We start from the raw sequence: 17,072 nt of genomic DNA on the forward strand, positions 1-17,072 counted from the left end.
GAGCAGGCGGGTGTATTGGGAAATATGGATGTGATGTAATCAGGCGGCTTGCCGGCGCCATGCCTCGATCAGCTGACGGCAGGTCGATGGCGCGGATTCCAGCGGCACCGCCTTGCTGCCGTGGAAAATCATCAGCGCATACAGTTCGGCCAGATTGTCGACTTCCGGCGACAGCGCGCGTTCTTCGCCGGTGGACGGGCGTGCGGTGCGCCAGTAATTGATCGCGTCTTCGAGTTCGGGCAGCGTAATATCCATCGGGCCATTGTACGCGGCGCGACTGGCAGGGTAAAACCGGTGACGATATGTTGCCGGGAAGAATAAAGAAGTAAAGAAGGCAAACGGGAAGGGGAAGAAAAATGCTTGTCGGATTGGTTATCGTCGGCGCCATCATGTGGCTGGCGGTCTACGGCATCGCCGTATTGATTGCAGCGCATCAGGTCGCAAAGCCGGCAGTCGGCAAGCGTCTGACGGCTGCGGTATTTGCCGGCAAGGCCGCGCCTTATCTGATTGCGTTGCTGTTCAACGCCGTGATGGCGGTGCGTTACCAGACCGGCGCCGCCATGTTGGTGACCGGAACGATTGCCTCTTTCGCATTGACGTGGATCATCGTGGCGGTAGCAAGAAGGCAACTGCACGGAAAAGATCGTTAGCATTTGAAACAATCGCACACAATCGCGCGTCGTCCGCGAATAGTCGTGAATTCATGCGCGGTTTGCATGTCATAATTTTTCGGGCATGCCATCCGGCATGTTTTTGTCGTCGTAGCATTCTGCAATCAGGAGCCGAGTTTCCATGCGTCGCAGCCGGTTTTTCAAGCATATGCCGACGTCGCAGAGCATCCAGGAAAACCGCTTCCTGAAACCGTTCAGCGGCTATCTGCATCACCATTTTCTCTGGCAGTTCAATCGCCGCGGCGTAGCGGGCGGCCTGGCCGTCGGGCTGTTCGTCGGCATCCTGATTCCGTTTGCGCAAATCCTGTTCGGCGCAATCGGCGCGCTGCTGGTGCGCGTCAATCTGCCGGTTGCCGCATTTGCGACCTTCGCCACCAATCCGTTCACGGTGCCGCCGCTGTATTACGCCGCCTATCGGCTCGGTCACATGATGATCGGCGACGATGACGAACAGCCGGGGGCGCTGAACCCCGGCATGATCGACAAGGTCGCCAATCAGCAGGCCGAGGTCGGCAGCTGGTTTTCCAACATGATCGACTGGGTGCAAAGCGTCGGCCCGCAACTGATGGCCGGCCTCGCCGTGATCGCAGTGGCCGCGGCACTTGCCGGATATGTGCTGGTCAACGTCATCTGGCACCTTCAGGCGCGCTTGCGCTGGCGCAAACGCCAGCAGCGCCGGGCAACGCATTGACATGCACGTTTTTACTTACGGTTCGCTGATGTTCCCGGCGGTCTGGCGGCGTGTCGTGCGCGGCAGCCATCGTGCGCTGCCGGCCGTGCTCGAAGGGTATGCACGCCATGCGGTGCGCGGTGAGCTCTATCCCGGTGTGGTGCATCGTCCGGGCGCATCGGTGGAAGGCGTGTTGTATCTGGACGTAAGCGAGGCCGAGCTTGCGGTGCTGGATGATTTCGAAGGCAGTGAATACCGGCGCGAAAGCGTGATGGTACGAACGGCAGCCGACATGCAGATGGTGGCTGCCGACACTTATCTGTTTTTGGCAGGTCATCGCCTGTCCGGCGAAGCGTGGGAGCGGCAGCATTTCCGCATGACGCATTTCATCGCAGCCCATTGCGGGGGCACAGGCGAAACGCCTGCCTGACGTCTAAATAAAACGAAGGCCGGGCAATGCCCGGCCTTCGTTCCTTCCCCGTTCTACCTTACTTTTTCTCGTGTTTTGTATCGGCGTATGGCGTGTGCAAATGCACCGGCCGCGCCGTCTTCGCACGCATGCGGATATTGATCAGTTCCACCACCAGCGCGAAGCCCATCGCTGTGTAGATATAGCCTTTCGGAATGTGATGACCGAAGCCGTCGGCGATCAGTACTACGCCGATTGCGACCAGGAAGGCCAGCGCCAGGATCTTGATCGTCGGATGGTTGGAGACGAAGCGGCCGATCGGGTTGGCAAACATCATCATCATGCCGACCGACAGGATGACGGCCGCCACCATGATTTCGATGTGATCGACCATGCCGACTGCGGTGATGATGGAATCCAGCGAAAACACCATGTCGATCACCATGATCTGCAGGATCACGGCGGTGAAAGTCGCTTTCACCGCGCTCGACGTATGGCCTTCCTCGCCTTCCAGCGACTGATGGATTTCGGCCGTGCTCTTCCAGATCAGGAACAGGCCGCCGGCGATCAGGATCAGGTCGCGTCCGGAAAAGTCCTGGCCGAGAATGGTGAACAGCGGCTCGACCAGTCCGACCAGCCACGCCAATACCATCAGCAAGCCGATGCGCATGAACATTGCGATGAACAGGCCCAGCTTGCGCGCAAATTCGCGCCGCTCCTCAGGCAGCTTGTCCACCAGGATGGAAATGAAAATGATGTTGTCGATGCCGAGCACCAGTTCCAGGGCGGTCAGGGTGATCAGCGCCATCCAGGCATGCGGGTCGGTCAAGAGTTCGAGCATGGCAGTCTCCGTTGTATTCGCGATGAGGACGAGGCGTTCATCGGCGCAGCGTCGGACTCGCGATGTTGTAGTGGTTAAAACCGACGGCGGCCATGCATGAGGCGGCATGGTAAATGAACATTAGCAGCTTAAACCGATTGCGCCAATGCCGCGTTTGATTTCTGTTAAGACCGACGACGAGAATAGGGCAGATGCGCTGGCGCTCATGCTGTCGATGCCCTCTCAACGCCCCCTCAACGGTATAATGCCGGCTACCGATTTCACTCCTTTTGATCCGCGCCGTTGCGGCGCGCACATCCCATGCTTGCAGCGCAAAGACAACGCATCACCGAATTCTTTCAGGCAGCCGTCGCCCCCCTGGTGGCCGGCACCGAACTTTCTCCGAATATCGTGCTGGAACGTCCGCGCGATCCGTCGCATGGCGATGTCGCCTGCAACCTGGCGATGCAGATCGCCAAGCCGCTGAAGAAAAATCCGCGCGAAGTTGCGCAGGCGCTGGTCGATGCGCTGCTGGCGAATCCGGCAGCGAAGGAACTGGTTGCTTCGGCCGAGATCGCCGGCCCCGGCTTCATCAACCTGCGCCTGACCGACGCATCGCGCCAGGCCGTCGTGAAGACGGTGCTGGAGCAGGGCGCGGCCTACGGCCAAAGCGACGCCGGCGGCAACGAGCCGGTCATCATCGAATTCGTGTCGGCCAATCCGACCGGTCCGCTGCACGTCGGCCACGGCCGCCAGGGCGCGCTGGGCGACGCATTGTCGTCGCTATACCAGTCGCAGGGCTACGCGGTCACGCGCGAGTTCTATTACAACGACGCCGGCGTGCAGATCGCCACGCTGGCGACATCGGTGCAGGCGCGCGCACGCGGCCTGAAGCCGGGCGTGGACGGCTGGCCCGAATCGGCCTACAACGGCGACTACATCCAGGATATCGCCGACGATTTCCTCGCCAGGAAGACCGTTGCCGCCAGCGACGGCGAACCGGTCACCGGCAGCGGCAACGTCGACGATATCGAATCGATCCGCGCTTTCGCCGTCGCCTACCTGCGCCGCGAACAGGATCTGGACCTGCAAGCCTTCGGCGTCAAATTCGACAATTACTTCCTCGAATCGTCGCTGTACAAGGACGGCAAGGTGCTTTCCACCGTCGATGCGCTGGTCAAGGCCGGCAAGACCTACGAACAGGAAGGCGCGCTGTGGCTGCGCACCACCGACTATCGCGACGACAAGGATCGCGTGATGAAGAAGTCGGACGGCACGTTCACTTACTTTGTGCCGGACGTTGCCTATCACACGGTCAAGTGGCAGCGCGGCTTCAAGAAAGCGATCAACGTGCAGGGCAGCGACCATCACGGCACCATCGCGCGCGTGCGCGCCGGTCTGCAGGCGCTGAACATCGGCATCCCGGAAGGCTATCCGGATTACGTGCTGCACAAGATGGTCACCGTGATGAAGAACGGCGAGGAAGTGAAGATTTCCAAGCGCGCCGGCTCCTATGTGACGTTGCGCGATCTGATCGAATGGTCGACCGGTGAAACCCCGGAAGGGCAAGAACGCGATGTGACGCGTGGCCGCGACGCGGTGCGTTTTTTCCTGATTTCGCGCAAGGCCGATACCCAGTTCGTATTCGACGTCGATCTGGCGCTGGCGCAATCCGATGAAAATCCGGTGTACTACGTACAGTACGCGCATGCACGCATCTGCTCGGTGCTGAATCAGGCACAGATGAACATCGATGAAACTGCGTTGTCCAATCTCGATCTGTCGTTGCTGACGTCGCCGCGCGAAGCCGCATTGCTGGCCAAGCTGGCCGAATATCCGGAGATGCTGCAAAAGGCGCTGGAGGAGCTCGGCCCGCACCATGTGGCGTTCTATCTGCGCGATCTGGCAGGCGAACTGCACAGCTACTACAATGCGGAACGCGTGCTGGTCGACGATGAAGCATTGAAGATGGCGCGCATTGCACTGCTGGTCGCCACGCGCCAGGTGCTGCGCAACGGTCTGGCCCTGATCGGCGTGTCATCGCCGGTCCGCATGTAACAGGAAATATTCATGACGAAACGAAAAAAACAGGGTGGCGGTACGCTGGCCGGTCTCATCATCGGCCTGATCATCGGTCTCGGCATTGCGGTCGGGGTGGCGATGATGATTTCCAAGACGCCGCTGCCGTTCACCAACAAGTTCGGCCATTCCGAACGCATCACGCAGCCGGCCGGCGAGGTCGCCGATCCGAACAAGCCGCTGTACGGCAAAAAAGCTGCCGTGCCGGATCAGGCCCAGCCGCAGCCGGCACCTGCCCAGACCGCACCGGCGCCGACCGTCATCGAAAACACGATCAAGCCTGCACCGTCCCGGAGCAGCAGCGCACCGGCAGTCGACGACGACAACAAATGGGTGTACTACCTGCAGGCCGGCGCTTTCCGCGGCAAGCCCGATGCGGAAAGCATGAAAGCCAAGCTGGCGCTGCTCGGATTCGAGGCCAGTGTTTCCGAACGTCAGGCCGACAACGGCACGCTGTATCGCGTGCGGATCGGTCCGTTCAACCAGATGGAAACGATGAACCGCGTGCGCGGCAAGCTGTCCGATAACGGCGTCGATGTCGCGGTGGTGCGCATCGGCAAGTGAAGTGAAGAATAAGGCAACAAGTAACGCAAATCACTGAAAGGGAAATCATGCGTCTGCTTCAAAAACTGCTGGCCATCGCAAGTCTCAGCCTGTTCGCCGCCGCGGCAGGCGCATCGCCGTCGTCCCCGGTCAACGGCACCGATTACCGCACGCTGGAAAAGGCGCAGGCCACTTCCGCCGGCAAGAAGGTCGATGTCACCGAATTCTTCTGGTATTCATGCCCGCACTGCAATGCGCTGGAGCCGACGCTGGAAGCCTGGGTGAAGAAGAATGCCGACAAGATCAATTTCAAGCGCGTGCCGGTGATTTTCCGCGAGTCCTTCATCCCGCAGCAGAAGTTGTACTACACACTGGAAGCGATGGGCCTGGTCGACTCGCTGCATGCGAAGGTGTTCCGCGCGATCCACACCGAACGTCAGCATCTGGACACCGACAAGCAGATCGCCGATTTCATCGCCAAGCAAGGCGTGGACATGAAGAACTTCAACGACACCTACAACTCCTTCGGTGTGCAGGCCAAGGTGCGCCAGGCGGCACAGTTGCAGAACGATTATCAGATCGATGGCGTGCCGACGATCGCGGTCGACGGCCGTTACCTGACCTCGCCATCGATCGTCGGCGCCGGCCTGGGCAACCGTCCGGAGTCGGTATTGTTCGATGCCACGACGCAGGTACTGGATTTCCTCGTCACCAAATCGGCTGCAGGCAAGAAATAAGATCATTGCTGTCGCCTGTTCCGGCAGCATGATGACGAGTCCGCATCTCGCAAGAGTGCGGACTTTTCTTTTGGAGCATTCATGAATACCGGCATGCAGCGTGTTTTCATCACCGGCGCATCCAGCGGCCTCGGCATGGCGCTGGCGCAGCGCTATGCACAACAGGGCGCGATGCTGGGCCTGCTCGCACGTCGCGGCGAGCTGCTGCAGGAACTGATCGCCTCACTGCCGAATCCGGAGCGGCATCGCACCTATGCGGTGGACGTCACCGACAGCGATGCGCTCGCGGCGGCTGCCGCCGATTTCATCGCTGCCGCGCAAGGAATCGATATCGTCGTTGCCAGCGCTGGCGTCTCGCGCGGCATGCTGACCGAATATGCAGAAGATATCGCCGTGCTGCGCAGGGTGTTCGATATCAACGTCATGGCGACGGTTGCGACCTTTTCTCCTTTTATCGCAACGATGCAGCGGCAGGCGCAGGCTGGGCAATCCGGCATGCGGCTGGTTGGCATCGCCAGCGTCGCCGGTATTCGCGGCCTGCCGGGTGGCGGTGCGTACAGTGCATCGAAGGCCGCCGTCATCAGCTATTGCGAATCGCTGCGTGTGGAGCTGAAGAAGAGCGGCATCAAGGTCGTCACGATCGCGCCGGGCTACATCGATACGCCGATGACGCAGGTGAACGATTACGCGATGCCGTTCCTGATGCCCCCGGAAAAATTCGCGGAGCAGGCGGTTGCGGCGATTGCCGATGGTGCCAGCTATCGCGTGATTCCGTGGCAGATGGGCATCGTGGCGAAACTGCTGCGTATGCTGCCCAACTGGCTGTACGACCGCGCATTCGTCAACGCGCCGCGCAAGACGCGCGATCCTCATTAGAACTTTTATCGGCCAATCATGACCACCGTCGATCTTCTTATCCATGCACGCTGGATCATCCCGATTGTCCCGGCAGGACAGGTGTATGAGCATTACGCTCTCGCCGTCGATCAGGGCGCGATTGTCGCGTTGCTGCCGCAACAGGAAGCGGATGAACGCTATCGTGCCAATTGCACGGTGCGCCTGGACGAACATGTGCTGTTGCCCGGCCTCGTCAACGCGCATGGTCATGCCGCGATGACGCTGTTGCGCGGCTACGCCGACGACAAGCCGCTGGACGACTGGCTCAACAACCACATCTGGCCGGCCGAGAAGAAATGGGTCAGTGCCGATTTCGTGCGCGACGGCACCGAGCTGGCGATTGCCGAGATGATCCGCAGCGGAACCACCTGTTTCTCCGACATGTATTTCTTCTCCGAAGAAATCGCGCAAGCGGCGGAAGCGGCGCAGATGCGTTGCCAGGTGTCGTTTCCGATTCTCGATTTTCTGACCGCATGGGGCAGCGGGCCGGAAGACTATCTCGCCAAGGGTTTGGCGCTGGAAGAAAAGATGCGTTCGCATCCGCTCGTCAGCGTCGGCTTCGGCCCGCACGCGCCGTACACCGTATCGGATCGCTGGCTTGAGAAAGTCGCGATGCTGGCGCAGCAACGGAACATGACGATGCAGATTCATCTGCATGAAACCGCAAGCGAAGTCGAAGAGTCGATGCGCCAGCACGGCATGCGCCCGATCCAGCGCGTGAAGAACCTCGGCCTGCTGACGTCGCACACGCAATGCGTGCACATGACGCAAATCGACGACAGCGACATCGCCCTGCTGCAGCAAAGCGGCGCGCACGTCATTCACTGCCCGGAATCCAACCTCAAACTCGCCAGCGGTTTCTGCCCGGTCGATCGCCTGCAACAGGCCGGCATCAACGTCGCGCTCGGCACGGATGGTGCGGCCAGCAACAACGATCTCGACATGTTCGGCGAAATGAAAATGGCGGCGCTGCTGGCAAAGACAGTCAGCGGCAACGCCGCTGCGCTCGACGCACACGCCGCACTGCGCATGGCAACGCTGAACGGCGCAAAGGCGCTCGGCATCGACAAGCTGGTGGGGAGTTTGGAAGTCGGCAAGCGTGCCGACATTGCGGCGGTGTCGCTTGGCGATCTCGATTTGCAACCGGTTTATAAACCGGAGTCACATCTGGTGTATGCGTCGGTGGGGCATCGAGTGACGCATGTTTGGGTGGATGGGAAATGTTTGTTTGAAGATCGCATATTGAAGACGATTGATGCACATGAAATTAGAAATAAGGTAGGGCATTGGAAGAAAAAGATTCATGCATGCTGATTAGGCTCAATCTCTAATTTCTTTAGTAGCACTTACTTGTGATAATTGAGTTGTCTCGACAACCTTGAAAAAATATCTGTCGGTCAGTGGATCTAAATTAATAAGCACTGCACCTTTGTCTGTTATGGTGAATAGTCGCCATTGTGTAGAGAATGTTGATTCTTGAATTCTGACTATCGGGAAATCTTCTAAGTTTCGGTCACCTTTTGCACTTGCAGAACCAAATGCAGCTGGCGTATTAATTATTCCAAATGCAAAAATAGATGTGGAAATCGCAATTTCGTTGAATCCCCATTTCGCATTATTATTTTGTCGCGCAATAATTAACTCGCATACAGTAAACATTACGGCAATAGCCATAAAAAGGTTTGAGAAATGAAGAAAAATTTTTGCTAATTTGTCGCTTAAATGTACGAATGACGGTAGCCAGTACAGGGCTTGCGAAGCCACCAAAGAAGCTAAAGATGCTGTTTGATAGAAGGTCGTTTTTTTCGGGCTCACCATCATTTGCCAGCAAATAAAAGACGCGCATATGAACGCAATAATTATAGGCGAACCATCTTTAATCAAATCAATGGGGCTTAAAAGACGAGTAATCCACGCGGCTCCAAAATAACTGAAATAGCTGCGACTGAAAGCCCAACCAAGATAAAGACATGCCGCGGATATTCCAGCGATCATGCTTGTGAATTTAATCAAAGATTCACCAAAATTCAGGGGAGAATTCTTTGAAGTTTCGATTGCTTCTAGATTAACTTCGGTATTCATGGCCTAGTGATAAATATTCAATTGATGGTTTTGAACCTAACTACTTTATCGTTGTAATTAATTCGCTCTAACATTTCGTCAATCCACAGTTTGTTCAAATGCGCCAGCGCCTCGCCCATCGCAAACGTCAACTGATGTGCATCCAGCTGCCGCTTGAACATGATCGGCACAATATCCGCCGCTGACTTCGGCGTTGCACACGCTTCCAGCACTTCTTCCAGTCGCGCAGCATGATGATCGCGTAGTTGCGTGATGCGGGTATGCAAACCGCGAAACGGTTTGCCGTGCGATGGCAACGTCAAGGTATCGACCGGTAAGTCCTTGAACTTGGTCAGCGAATCCAGAAACTGCTGCACCGGATTCGATTCCGGTTCGATGGCAAACACCGACACATTGGTCGAGATGCGCGGCAGCACCATGTCGCCGGAAATCAGCACGTTTAATTCTTCGCAATAAAGCGCCGCATGTTCCGGTGAATGGCCGAAGCCGGTGATGATGCGCCAGTCGTGTTTGCCGATGCGGAACACCTGTTCGTCGTGAATCCGCACATAGGACGTCGGCATGCTCGGCACCATCGTCGGGTAGTAACTGCGGCGGCCTTCCAGTTCCGCGACCATCGCGGGATCGACGAGGCCGTGCTGCCTGAAGAACGGAAAATTCGACGTACCGTCCGCGCCCGGCAAGCCGGCGGACATCATGCGGGCGAATCCGTATTCGCCGGTCGTCATCCACAGCGGCGCATGCCAGCGCTGGCAGATCCAGTCGGCGAGGCCGACGTGATCGGGGTGGCAGTGCGTGGCGATGACGCGCAGGATCGGCAGGCCGTTCAGTTGCGTGGCGAAGATTTGTTCCCATGCCGCGCGCGTGGCGTCGTTGGCGACGCCGCAATCGATGGCTGCCCAGCCACGCTGCATGCCGGCATCGGTTTCGCGTTCGTCTTCCAGCAGCCACAGGTTGATGTGGTTGAGTGCAAACGGCAGGCCCATGCGCAGCCATTTGATGCCGGGTGCGACATCGAGGACGGTGCCGGTTTCGGGCAGGGCATCGCCGAACGGGTAATCGAGCTGGGATTCGAGCGGATTCATCGGGGGTTTTCTCGGCTGACGGAAGGACGCGTATTCCGTCGCGCGATACAATAGCCGCCGGAATACGCCGCCATTGTAAACGCTTGTCCGCCGCGCCTTTGCGAGGAACGAGGCAGTGGCGGTGCCGATGAATGGAAAGCGGATGACGAAGAAACAGCCGGCGACAAATTGCCCATGTGGCAGCGCCGATTACGCGCAATGCTGCCAGCCGTTTCACGATGGTGTGGCCGCGCCGACGGCAGAGAAGCTGATGCGTTCGCGGTACAGCGCCTACGTGCTGGGGCTGACCGATTATGTGCAGGCGACCTGGCATGCGAGCACGCGTCCGTCGCCGGATGAATTGACGCACGATGCCGCGATCAAGTGGCTGGGCCTGGATGTGAAGAAGTGTGCCGCGAATGGTGACGAGGCAACGGTGGAATTCGTTGCACGTTCCAAGGTTGGTGGCCGCGCGCATCGCCTGCATGAAGTCAGCCGCTTCGTGCGCGAGGATGGCCGCTGGTTTTACGTCGACGGCGTTTTTCCCGAATAAGCTGTTGCGCGGGGCGCAGCGGCAGGAGCAAAGGCAGTGAACGCAAAGAGCGAAATTTCCCCTCATGACGATTTGATCGCGCGCAGTCTGCGCAGCGTCTGGCATCCGTGCACGCAGATGCAGCATCACGAGACGGTGCCGCTGATTCCGGTCGCGCGCGGCGAAGGCGCGTGGCTGATCGATACGCAGGGCAGGCGTTATCTGGATGCGATCAGTTCGTGGTGGGTCAACCTGTTCGGCCATGCGAATCCGCGCATCAACGCGGCGCTGAAGGATCAGCTGGACAAGCTGGAGCATGCGATGCTGGCCGGCTTCACGCACGAGCCGGTGGTCGAACTGTCGGAGCGACTGTCCGCGCTGACCGGCGGTGTGCTCGGCCATTGCTCCTATGCGTCGGACGGCGCATCGGCGGTCGAGATCGCGCTGAAGATGAGCTTCCACGCATGGCGCAATCTGGGCCAGACCGACAAGCAGGAATTCGTCTGCCTGAAAGGCAGCTACCACGGCGAGACGGTCGGCGCGCTGGCCGTCACCGACGTCTCGCTGTTCCGTGAAGCTTACGGCCCAATGCTACAGCGCGCGCATGTGATCGCCAATCCCGATGCGCGCGATGCGCAGGATGGCGAAAGCGCGGCCGACGTCGCCCGGCGAGCCGCGAAGGAACTGGAAGCGCTGTTCGAACAACGCGCCGACAAGATCGCCGCCGTCATCGTCGAACCGCTGGTGCAATGTGCGACCGGCATGGCGATGTACGATCCGCTTTATTTGAAAGAAGCGCGCGCGCTGTGCGATCGCCATGGCGTGCACCTGATCGCCGACGAGATCGCGGTCGGCTGCGGCCGCACCGGTACTTTCTTCGCCTGCGAACAAGCAGGAATCTGGCCGGATTTCCTGTGCCTGTCGAAAGGCATCAGCGGCGGCTATCTGCCGTTGTCGCTGGTGATGACGCGCGACGATATCTATCGCGCCTTCTATGATGCCGACGTCACGCGCGGTTTCCTGCATTCGCATTCGTACACCGGCAATCCTCTGGCCTGCCGCGCCGCACTGGCGACGCTGCAGATTTTCGACGACGACAATGTCATTGCAGAAAACCGCAAGCGCGGCGATCGCATCGAAAAAGCATTGCAGCCGTTGCGCGACGATGTGCGTGTGGCGCATTTCCGCCGTTGCGGCATGATCTTCGCATTTGATGCGGTGATCGACGATGCACAACAGGCTGCAACATTCTCGCGTCGCTTCTTCTCTGCCGCGCTTGAACATGAACTGCTGCTGCGACCGATCGGCAAGACCGTCTACCTGATGCCGCCGTACATCCTGAACGACGATGAGATCGCGCGTCTGGCATCGTCAGTGCAGACCGTGTTCGACAAGGTGATGCGCACATGAGCCGCGACCTGATCGCCGGACTGGAACAGCAGCTGCGCGAACTCGACGCGCAGGCGCTGCGGCGCAAACTGCGCGTGACAGATTCGCCGTGCGATGCGCAGATACGCGTCGACGGCCGTGACATGCTGGCCTTTTGCAGCAACGATTACCTGGGCCTGGCGGCGCATCCGCACATCGTCGAGGCCTTGCGCGAAGGCGCGTTGCGCTACGGCGCCGGCAGCGGCGCATCGCACCTGATCAGCGGACATTCGCGCGCGCATGCGGTGCTGGAAGAGCGCCTGGCCGAATTCGTCTCGCCGCAGATCGACAATGCGCGCGCCTTGTATTTCTGCACCGGCTACATGGCGAACCTGGCGATGCTGGGCGCGCTCGGCGGCACCGATGCCGAACTGTTTTCCGAAAGCCTGAACCACGCGTCGCTGATCGATGGCGCACGGCTGTCGCGTGCCAAGGTGCAGGTTTATCCGCACGGCGATGTCGCCCAACTGGCGGCGCTGCTGCAGGCAAGCAAGGCCGAGACCAAACTGGTCGTCACTGACAGCGTATTCAGCATGGATGGCAATCTGGCGCCACTGAATGAATTGACTGCCTTGTGCGAGCAGCATGGCGCGTGGCTGATCGTCGACGATGCGCACGGCTTCGGCGTGCTCGGCGAACATGGCCGCGGCGTGCTCGAACACCTGCAGTTGAAATCGCCGAACATCGTTTATATGGGCACGCTGGGCAAGGCGGCCGGTGTGGCCGGTGCTTTCGTGGCCGCGCATGCCAGCGTGATCGAATGGCTGGTGCAGCGCGCGCGCCCTTATATCTACACGACGGCATCGTCGCCGGCTGTCGCGCATGCCTTGCTGACTGCCATCGATATCGTCGCCGGCGACGAAGGCAATGCCCGGCGCGCAAAGTTGCGCATGCTGATCGAACAGTTCTGCAAGGAAACGGTCTTGCGGAATTGGCAATTGCTGCCGTCCGCCACGGCAATCCAGCCGGTCGTGATCGGCGGCAACGATGAAGCCTTGCGTGCCGCCGCCGCGCTGTACGATGCCGGCTACTGGGTGCCGGCGATTCGTCCGCCGACGGTGCCGGCCGGCACGGCGCGCTTGCGCGTGACGTTGTCTGCCGCGCATCGCAAGGAAGATGTTTCCCACTTGTCTGCCGCCATCTTGTCACTGGAGAATGCATGAGCGCTGCCTTCCGCTGTTTCGTCACCGGCACCGATACGGAAATCGGCAAGACGCTGATTTCCTCCGCGCTGATCCATGCGCTGGTGCAGACCGGCGCGCGTACCGCCGCGATGAAGCCGGTAGCGGCCGGGGCGACGCCGGTCAAGGAATCCGGCGTCGAGGTCTGGCACAATGACGACGCCGATCAGCTGCGGCAGGCATCCAATGTCGATTTGCCAATGGAATCGACGGTGCCTTACCTGCTGCGCGCGCCAGCTGCGCCGCATATCGTGGCGAAGCAGGAAGGCGTGACCATCGATCTGGCGCACATCGTGCGTACCTACGAGAAAGTCGCGGCGCAGGCCGATGCCATCGTGGTCGAAGGCGTCGGCGGCTTTTGCGTGCCGCTGAACGATGACGCCGATACCGCAGATCTGGCCCGGCAACTCGGTTTGCCGGTCATAATGGTGGTCGGCCTGCGGCTGGGCTGCATCAACCATGCATTGCTGACGGCCGAAGCGATCGCTGCGCGTGGCTTGACGCTGGCCGGCTGGGTCGCCAATACCGTCGATGCCGGCATGACGTATGCGGAAGACAATGTCGAGGCATTGGTGCGACGTTTGCCGGCACCGTTGCTCGGCTGTGTGCCGCGACTGGCGGCGCCGTTGCCGTCGGCCGCCGCCGATTATCTGGATTTTTCAAGCCTGCCGGGATGGCCCGGCAAGCGTTGAGTGGAATTTTTAGTCAGGAGTTTTTATGTCGTCGCAACCCATCACGTTCCAGGCGCCTGCCGCGCCGGTCGCACCCATCGTTCCGACCAAGTGGCCGGTCGAGGACGTGCTCGCGCTGTTCAATCTGCCGTTCAACGACCTGCTTTATCGCGCGCAACTCGTGCATCGCGAAAACTTCGATGCGAACGAAGTCGAACTGGCGACGCTGCTGTCGATCAAGACCGGCGGCTGCCCGGAAGACTGCGGCTACTGTCCGCAGGCTGCGCGCTACGACACCGGCGTGACCGCGCAGAAGATTCTGCCGCTGGACGAAGTGCTGGCCGCCGCACGCGAAGCGAAGTCGCACGGCGCGACGCGTTTCTGCATGGGCGCGGCGTGGCGCGAACCGAAGGATCGCGATCTGGAAAAAGTCGAAGAAATGGTGCGCGAAGTGAAGGCGCTCGGTCTTGAGACCTGCGCCACGCTCGGCATGCTGGGCGAAGGCCAGGCGGAAAAACTGAAGGACGCCGGCCTCGATTACTACAACCACAATCTCGATACCGCTCCCGAGTTCTATTCGAACATCATCTCGACGCGCGATTACCAGAACCGTCTGGATACGCTGGAGCGCGTGCGTGGCGTCGGCATCAAGGTCTGCTGCGGCGGCATCGTCGGCATGGGTGAGTCGCGCCTGCAGCGCGCCGGCCTGATGGCGCAGCTGTGCAATATGGATCCGTATCCGGAATCGGTGCCGGTCAACAATCTGGTGCAGGTCGAAGGTACGCCGCTGCACGGCACCGAACCGATCGATCCGCTGGAATTCGTGCGTACCGTCGCGGTCGCGCGCATCACGATGCCGAAGGCGCGCGTGCGTCTGTCGGCCGGCCGCCGCGAAATGGGCGAGGCAATTCAGGCGCTGTGCTTCCTGGCCGGCGCGAACTCGATCTTCTACGGCGACAAGCTGCTGACGACCGGTAATCCGGAAGCCGATGCCGATCAGGTTCTGCTGAAAAAGCTTGGCATGCATTCGCGCAACAATGCGATCGATGCGCGTTGCGAAGTGACGTCGTCGTAATCGACGTCGGCTTGCCCTTGAATTTTGCTGTCAGATTCTGATTTCATGCTGTCTTCCGCATCGTTGCCGAAATCGGTCAAGATCGTCGAGGTCGGTCCGCGCGACGGACTCCAGAACGAAGCGCAGACGATTTCGGCTGACGTGAAAATCGAACTGGTGAACCGGCTGTCCGCAGCCGGTTTCCCGAACGTCGAAGCCGCTTCCTTCGTCTCGCCGAAATGGGTGCCGCAGATGGCGACATCGGCAGACGTGATGGCCGGCATTGCGCGCCGCCCCGGCACGATTTACTCGGCGCTGGTTCCCAATATGAAGGGTTTCGAAGCTGCGTTGGCGGCCGGCGTCGACGAGATCGTCATCTTCGCTGCCGCTTCCGAAGCTTTCTCGCAGAAAAACATCAATTGCTCGATCGCCGAATCGATCGCACGTTTTCGCGATGTTGCTGCCGAGGCGAAGCGCAACAACTTGCGTCTGCGCGGCGCGTTGAGCTGTGCTTTCGGCTGTCCGTATCAGGGCGCTGTGAGCGCGGACAGCGTGGCCGATGTGGTGCAACGCTTGCGCGATCTGGGCTGCGACGAAATCGATATAGCCGATACCATCGGCGTCGCCACGCCGCGCCATGTGCAGGCCGTCATGCAACGTGCCGCGCAGGAATTCCCGATCGCGCAATTGTCGGGACATTTTCACGATACCTACGGCCAGGCATTGGCCAATATCTACGCTAGTCTCGAAGTCGGCATCACGATTTATCACGCATCGGTTGCCGGCCTCGGCGGCTGCCCGTACGCGAAGGGCGCGACCGGCAATGTCGCCACCGAAGACGTGCTGTACATGATGAAGGGGCTGGGCATCGAAACCGGCATCGAACTGGATGCGGTGGTGGATGCCGGACAATTCATTTCTCATCATCTCGGTCGCAAGTCGGCGGGACGCGCCGGCAATGCGCTGGCGGCAAAAAAGGCAGATTCCGCATGCACGTCCATCTGATCGCCATCGACCGGCAGGGCAAGCCGCAGGAAGTGGCCGGCCGTCTCGATGTCGTAACCAAGCAGGTCTGCAAGGCGACGGCCGAGCTGTATCGCAGCGCGGGTTTCGTCGAGCCGTGGATCGGTTATCTCGCTACGCACGATCGCCAACTGGTTGGCGCCTGCGCGTTCAAGTCGCCGCCGGGCAAGGGCGAGGACGGTGTCGAGCGCGTGGAGATCGGCTATCTGACCTTTCCGAATTTCGAGAATCGCGGCATCGCCACCGAGATGGTGCGCGAACTTCTGCATATCGTGCAGAGCACCAATGCGAACCTGACCGTCATCGCGCAGACGGCGAATGAAGAAAATGCGTCGAATGCCATTCTGCGCAAGTTCGGCTTCCAGTTCATCGGCGAGCGGATCGAGGAGGACGGTGTCGTCTGGCTGTGGGAATGCAAGCCCGCCGCCTGACCTGCTGCCTGACCGCCGCATGTGACGTATCGCGTGCATAACGCACAAACTCTTTGGACGATCGCCGCCATGCCTGAAATAAAAACCATCGGACTGTTCATCATCACAGCAATCGCGGAAATCGTCGGCTGCTATCTGCCGTATCTGTGGTTGCGCCACGGTGCTTCTGTCTGGCTGCTGGTGCCGGCGGCATGCAGCCTTGCGTTGTTCTCGTGGCTGCTGACCTTGCATCCGGATGCAAGCGGGCGGGTGTATGCAGCCTACGGCGGCATCTACGTCAGCGTCGCGCTGGTCTGGCTATGGCTGGTGGATGGCGTGCGGCCGTCGGTGTGGGATGTGCTTGGCGTGGCGGTTACGCTGGCCGGCATGGCGATCATTGCGTTCGCGCCGCGTCACGCCTGATCGCTGCCGGATGGCTTACTGGGTATTGAACAGCGACGGATAGATTTCGACGCCGATCGCGTTCAGCGACGCGAAGCTGCGGCCGTCCGCTTCGGTCGACATGTCGACGATACCGGCCGCTTCGAATTCGGCCAGCGTGCGCAGCAGCGTGCTCATCGGCACATTGGTGCGCTTGCTCAGCTTGGCGAGCGACCACGGGCCGGTTTCCCGGGATGCTTCCCACAGGTGTCGCAGAATGGTCGCCTTGGTCGGGTCCACGTCGTGCTCCTCGTAATGCGCCGCGCTGTTCATTGCATGGTTCGCATGCATCATCGTCGTTCCTTTGCATCGGCAATCTTCGGCGTGTCCTGCCGATGATTGCATCTCCACTACGTGCTC

Annotated in this window: 21 protein-coding genes; 16 read left to right on the forward strand and 5 right to left on the reverse strand. The window is 59.9% G+C overall.

The window, feature by feature from the left end; translation table 11 throughout:
• Positions 1-39 precede the first annotated feature (39 nt).
• Positions 40-255, reverse strand: a complete 216-nt coding sequence (locus IEV40_RS12385; RefSeq protein WP_188422119.1) for a DUF3717 domain-containing protein — start codon at positions 253-255, stop codon at positions 40-42.
• A 101-nt stretch (positions 256-356) separates the two neighbouring features.
• Here IEV40_RS12385 and IEV40_RS12390 point away from each other — a divergent pair, with 101 nt between their 5' ends.
• The 3 genes from IEV40_RS12390 to IEV40_RS12400 all read left to right on the forward strand — a co-directional run bounded on the left by IEV40_RS12390 (position 357) and on the right by IEV40_RS12400 (position 1,771).
• Positions 357-650: a hypothetical protein gene (locus IEV40_RS12390; RefSeq protein ID WP_188422121.1), complete on the forward strand. Its 294-nt coding sequence runs from the start codon at positions 357-359 to the stop codon at positions 648-650.
• A gap of 142 nt (positions 651-792) precedes the next feature.
• A complete protein-coding gene (locus IEV40_RS12395; RefSeq protein WP_188422123.1) occupies positions 793-1,362 on the forward strand; it encodes a DUF2062 domain-containing protein in 570 nt (189 codons plus the stop codon).
• A 1-nt stretch (position 1,363) separates the two neighbouring features.
• Positions 1,364-1,771: a gamma-glutamylcyclotransferase family protein gene (locus IEV40_RS12400; protein ID WP_188422126.1), complete on the forward strand. Its 408-nt coding sequence runs from the start codon at positions 1,364-1,366 to the stop codon at positions 1,769-1,771.
• 58 nt (positions 1,772-1,829) lie between these two features.
• Here the strand turns inward: IEV40_RS12400 and IEV40_RS12405 are convergent, their stop codons facing one another.
• On the reverse strand, positions 1,830-2,591 hold the full coding sequence (locus tag IEV40_RS12405) for a TerC family protein (RefSeq protein WP_188422127.1): 762 nt from the start codon (positions 2,589-2,591) through the stop codon (positions 1,830-1,832).
• Between the two features lie 300 nt (positions 2,592-2,891).
• Between IEV40_RS12405 and argS the strand changes: the two genes are divergently transcribed.
• From argS to IEV40_RS12430, 5 genes are all read left to right on the forward strand, one after another.
• A complete protein-coding gene (gene argS / locus IEV40_RS12410; protein ID WP_188422129.1) occupies positions 2,892-4,628 on the forward strand; it encodes an arginine--tRNA ligase in 1,737 nt (578 codons plus the stop codon).
• Between the two features lie 12 nt (positions 4,629-4,640).
• Positions 4,641-5,213 (forward strand): SPOR domain-containing protein, encoded by a 573-nt coding sequence (locus IEV40_RS12415; RefSeq protein WP_188422131.1) that lies wholly within the window; start codon positions 4,641-4,643, stop codon positions 5,211-5,213.
• Positions 5,214-5,260: 47 nt separating this feature from the next.
• On the forward strand, positions 5,261-5,929 hold the full coding sequence (locus IEV40_RS12420) for a thiol:disulfide interchange protein DsbA/DsbL (protein WP_188422133.1): 669 nt from the start codon (positions 5,261-5,263) through the stop codon (positions 5,927-5,929).
• 81 nt (positions 5,930-6,010) lie between these two features.
• Entirely contained in the window at positions 6,011-6,805 is a 795-nt protein-coding gene (locus IEV40_RS12425; protein ID WP_229724097.1) for an SDR family oxidoreductase, read from the forward strand.
• A gap of 18 nt (positions 6,806-6,823) precedes the next feature.
• A complete protein-coding gene (locus IEV40_RS12430; protein ID WP_188422135.1) occupies positions 6,824-8,140 on the forward strand; it encodes a TRZ/ATZ family hydrolase in 1,317 nt (438 codons plus the stop codon).
• A 6-nt stretch (positions 8,141-8,146) separates the two neighbouring features.
• Here IEV40_RS12430 and IEV40_RS12435 read toward each other — a convergent pair whose 3' ends face one another.
• Positions 8,147-8,908 (reverse strand): hypothetical protein, encoded by a 762-nt coding sequence (locus tag IEV40_RS12435; protein ID WP_188422138.1) that lies wholly within the window; start codon positions 8,906-8,908, stop codon positions 8,147-8,149.
• 17 nt (positions 8,909-8,925) lie between these two features.
• Positions 8,926-9,993: an MBL fold metallo-hydrolase gene (locus tag IEV40_RS12440; protein WP_188422140.1), complete on the reverse strand. Its 1,068-nt coding sequence runs from the start codon at positions 9,991-9,993 to the stop codon at positions 8,926-8,928.
• Positions 9,994-10,135: 142 nt separating this feature from the next.
• Here IEV40_RS12440 and IEV40_RS12445 point away from each other — a divergent pair, with 142 nt between their 5' ends.
• The 8 genes from IEV40_RS12445 to IEV40_RS12480 all read left to right on the forward strand — a co-directional run bounded on the left by IEV40_RS12445 (position 10,136) and on the right by IEV40_RS12480 (position 16,694).
• A complete protein-coding gene (locus IEV40_RS12445; RefSeq protein ID WP_188422142.1) occupies positions 10,136-10,525 on the forward strand; it encodes a YchJ family protein in 390 nt (129 codons plus the stop codon).
• 36 nt (positions 10,526-10,561) lie between these two features.
• Positions 10,562-11,914: an adenosylmethionine--8-amino-7-oxononanoate transaminase gene (bioA, locus tag IEV40_RS12450; protein ID WP_188422144.1), complete on the forward strand. Its 1,353-nt coding sequence runs from the start codon at positions 10,562-10,564 to the stop codon at positions 11,912-11,914.
• Positions 11,911-13,095 carry an 8-amino-7-oxononanoate synthase gene (bioF, locus tag IEV40_RS12455; protein ID WP_188422146.1) on the forward strand — a complete coding sequence of 395 codons (1,185 nt, stop codon included), beginning with the start codon at positions 11,911-11,913 and terminating at the stop codon, positions 13,093-13,095. Before bioA ends, bioF begins: the two co-directional genes overlap by 4 nt.
• The gene (gene bioD / locus IEV40_RS12460; protein WP_188422147.1) at positions 13,092-13,805 is read left to right on the forward strand and encodes a dethiobiotin synthase; all 714 of its coding nucleotides are present in this window, start codon (positions 13,092-13,094) and stop codon (positions 13,803-13,805) included. The genes bioF and bioD overlap by 4 nt, the downstream gene beginning before the upstream one ends.
• Before the next feature lie 25 nt (positions 13,806-13,830).
• Positions 13,831-14,859, forward strand: coding sequence for a biotin synthase BioB (bioB, locus tag IEV40_RS12465; RefSeq protein ID WP_188422149.1), 1,029 nt, complete (start codon positions 13,831-13,833; stop codon positions 14,857-14,859).
• A gap of 45 nt (positions 14,860-14,904) precedes the next feature.
• Complete coding sequence (locus tag IEV40_RS12470; protein ID WP_188422151.1) at positions 14,905-15,843, forward strand: hydroxymethylglutaryl-CoA lyase; 939 nt, start codon at positions 14,905-14,907, stop codon at positions 15,841-15,843.
• The gene (locus tag IEV40_RS12475) at positions 15,828-16,292 is read left to right on the forward strand and encodes a GNAT family N-acetyltransferase (protein ID WP_188422153.1); all 465 of its coding nucleotides are present in this window, start codon (positions 15,828-15,830) and stop codon (positions 16,290-16,292) included. Before IEV40_RS12470 ends, IEV40_RS12475 begins: the two co-directional genes overlap by 16 nt.
• Positions 16,293-16,361: 69 nt before the next feature.
• Positions 16,362-16,694 carry a YnfA family protein gene (locus IEV40_RS12480; protein ID WP_188422156.1) on the forward strand — a complete coding sequence of 111 codons (333 nt, stop codon included), beginning with the start codon at positions 16,362-16,364 and terminating at the stop codon, positions 16,692-16,694.
• 15 nt (positions 16,695-16,709) lie between these two features.
• Here IEV40_RS12480 and IEV40_RS12485 read toward each other — a convergent pair whose 3' ends face one another.
• Positions 16,710-17,006 carry a helix-turn-helix domain-containing protein gene (locus tag IEV40_RS12485; RefSeq protein WP_229724098.1) on the reverse strand — a complete coding sequence of 99 codons (297 nt, stop codon included), beginning with the start codon at positions 17,004-17,006 and terminating at the stop codon, positions 16,710-16,712.
• Between the last annotated feature and the right edge of the window lie 66 nt (positions 17,007-17,072).

It is taken from the genome of Oxalicibacterium solurbis (genome assembly GCF_014635845.1).
Taxonomy (GTDB): Bacteria; Pseudomonadota; Gammaproteobacteria; order Burkholderiales; family Burkholderiaceae_D; genus Oxalicibacterium; species Oxalicibacterium solurbis.

Excerpts from the sequence above, each read along its gene's own strand:
- IEV40_RS12435 (WP_188422138.1), bottom strand. The coding sequence starts at position 8,908 with ATGAATACCGAAGTTAATCTAGAAGCAATCGAAACTTCAAAGAATTCT.
- IEV40_RS12400 (WP_188422126.1), top strand. The coding sequence starts at position 1,364 with ATGCACGTTTTTACTTACGGTTCGCTGATGTTCCCGGCGGTCTGGCGG.
- IEV40_RS12470 (WP_188422151.1), top strand. The coding sequence starts at position 14,905 with ATGCTGTCTTCCGCATCGTTGCCGAAATCGGTCAAGATCGTCGAGGTC.
- bioD (WP_188422147.1), top strand. The coding sequence starts at position 13,092 with ATGAGCGCTGCCTTCCGCTGTTTCGTCACCGGCACCGATACGGAAATC.
- IEV40_RS12430 (WP_188422135.1), top strand. The coding sequence starts at position 6,824 with ATGACCACCGTCGATCTTCTTATCCATGCACGCTGGATCATCCCGATT.
- argS (WP_188422129.1), top strand. The coding sequence starts at position 2,892 with ATGCTTGCAGCGCAAAGACAACGCATCACCGAATTCTTTCAGGCAGCC.
- IEV40_RS12445 (WP_188422142.1), top strand. The coding sequence starts at position 10,136 with ATGACGAAGAAACAGCCGGCGACAAATTGCCCATGTGGCAGCGCCGAT.
- IEV40_RS12395 (WP_188422123.1), top strand. The coding sequence starts at position 793 with ATGCGTCGCAGCCGGTTTTTCAAGCATATGCCGACGTCGCAGAGCATC.
- IEV40_RS12480 (WP_188422156.1), top strand. The coding sequence starts at position 16,362 with ATGCCTGAAATAAAAACCATCGGACTGTTCATCATCACAGCAATCGCG.
- bioF (WP_188422146.1), top strand. The coding sequence starts at position 11,911 with ATGAGCCGCGACCTGATCGCCGGACTGGAACAGCAGCTGCGCGAACTC.
- IEV40_RS12425 (WP_229724097.1), top strand. The coding sequence starts at position 6,011 with ATGAATACCGGCATGCAGCGTGTTTTCATCACCGGCGCATCCAGCGGC.
- IEV40_RS12420 (WP_188422133.1), top strand. The coding sequence starts at position 5,261 with ATGCGTCTGCTTCAAAAACTGCTGGCCATCGCAAGTCTCAGCCTGTTC.
- IEV40_RS12405 (WP_188422127.1), bottom strand. The coding sequence starts at position 2,591 with ATGCTCGAACTCTTGACCGACCCGCATGCCTGGATGGCGCTGATCACC.
- IEV40_RS12390 (WP_188422121.1), top strand. The coding sequence starts at position 357 with ATGCTTGTCGGATTGGTTATCGTCGGCGCCATCATGTGGCTGGCGGTC.
- IEV40_RS12415 (WP_188422131.1), top strand. The coding sequence starts at position 4,641 with ATGACGAAACGAAAAAAACAGGGTGGCGGTACGCTGGCCGGTCTCATC.
- IEV40_RS12385 (WP_188422119.1), bottom strand. The coding sequence starts at position 255 with ATGGATATTACGCTGCCCGAACTCGAAGACGCGATCAATTACTGGCGC.
- IEV40_RS12475 (WP_188422153.1), top strand. The coding sequence starts at position 15,828 with ATGCACGTCCATCTGATCGCCATCGACCGGCAGGGCAAGCCGCAGGAA.
- bioB (WP_188422149.1), top strand. The coding sequence starts at position 13,831 with ATGTCGTCGCAACCCATCACGTTCCAGGCGCCTGCCGCGCCGGTCGCA.
- IEV40_RS12485 (WP_229724098.1), bottom strand. The coding sequence starts at position 17,006 with ATGATGCATGCGAACCATGCAATGAACAGCGCGGCGCATTACGAGGAG.
- IEV40_RS12440 (WP_188422140.1), bottom strand. The coding sequence starts at position 9,993 with ATGAATCCGCTCGAATCCCAGCTCGATTACCCGTTCGGCGATGCCCTG.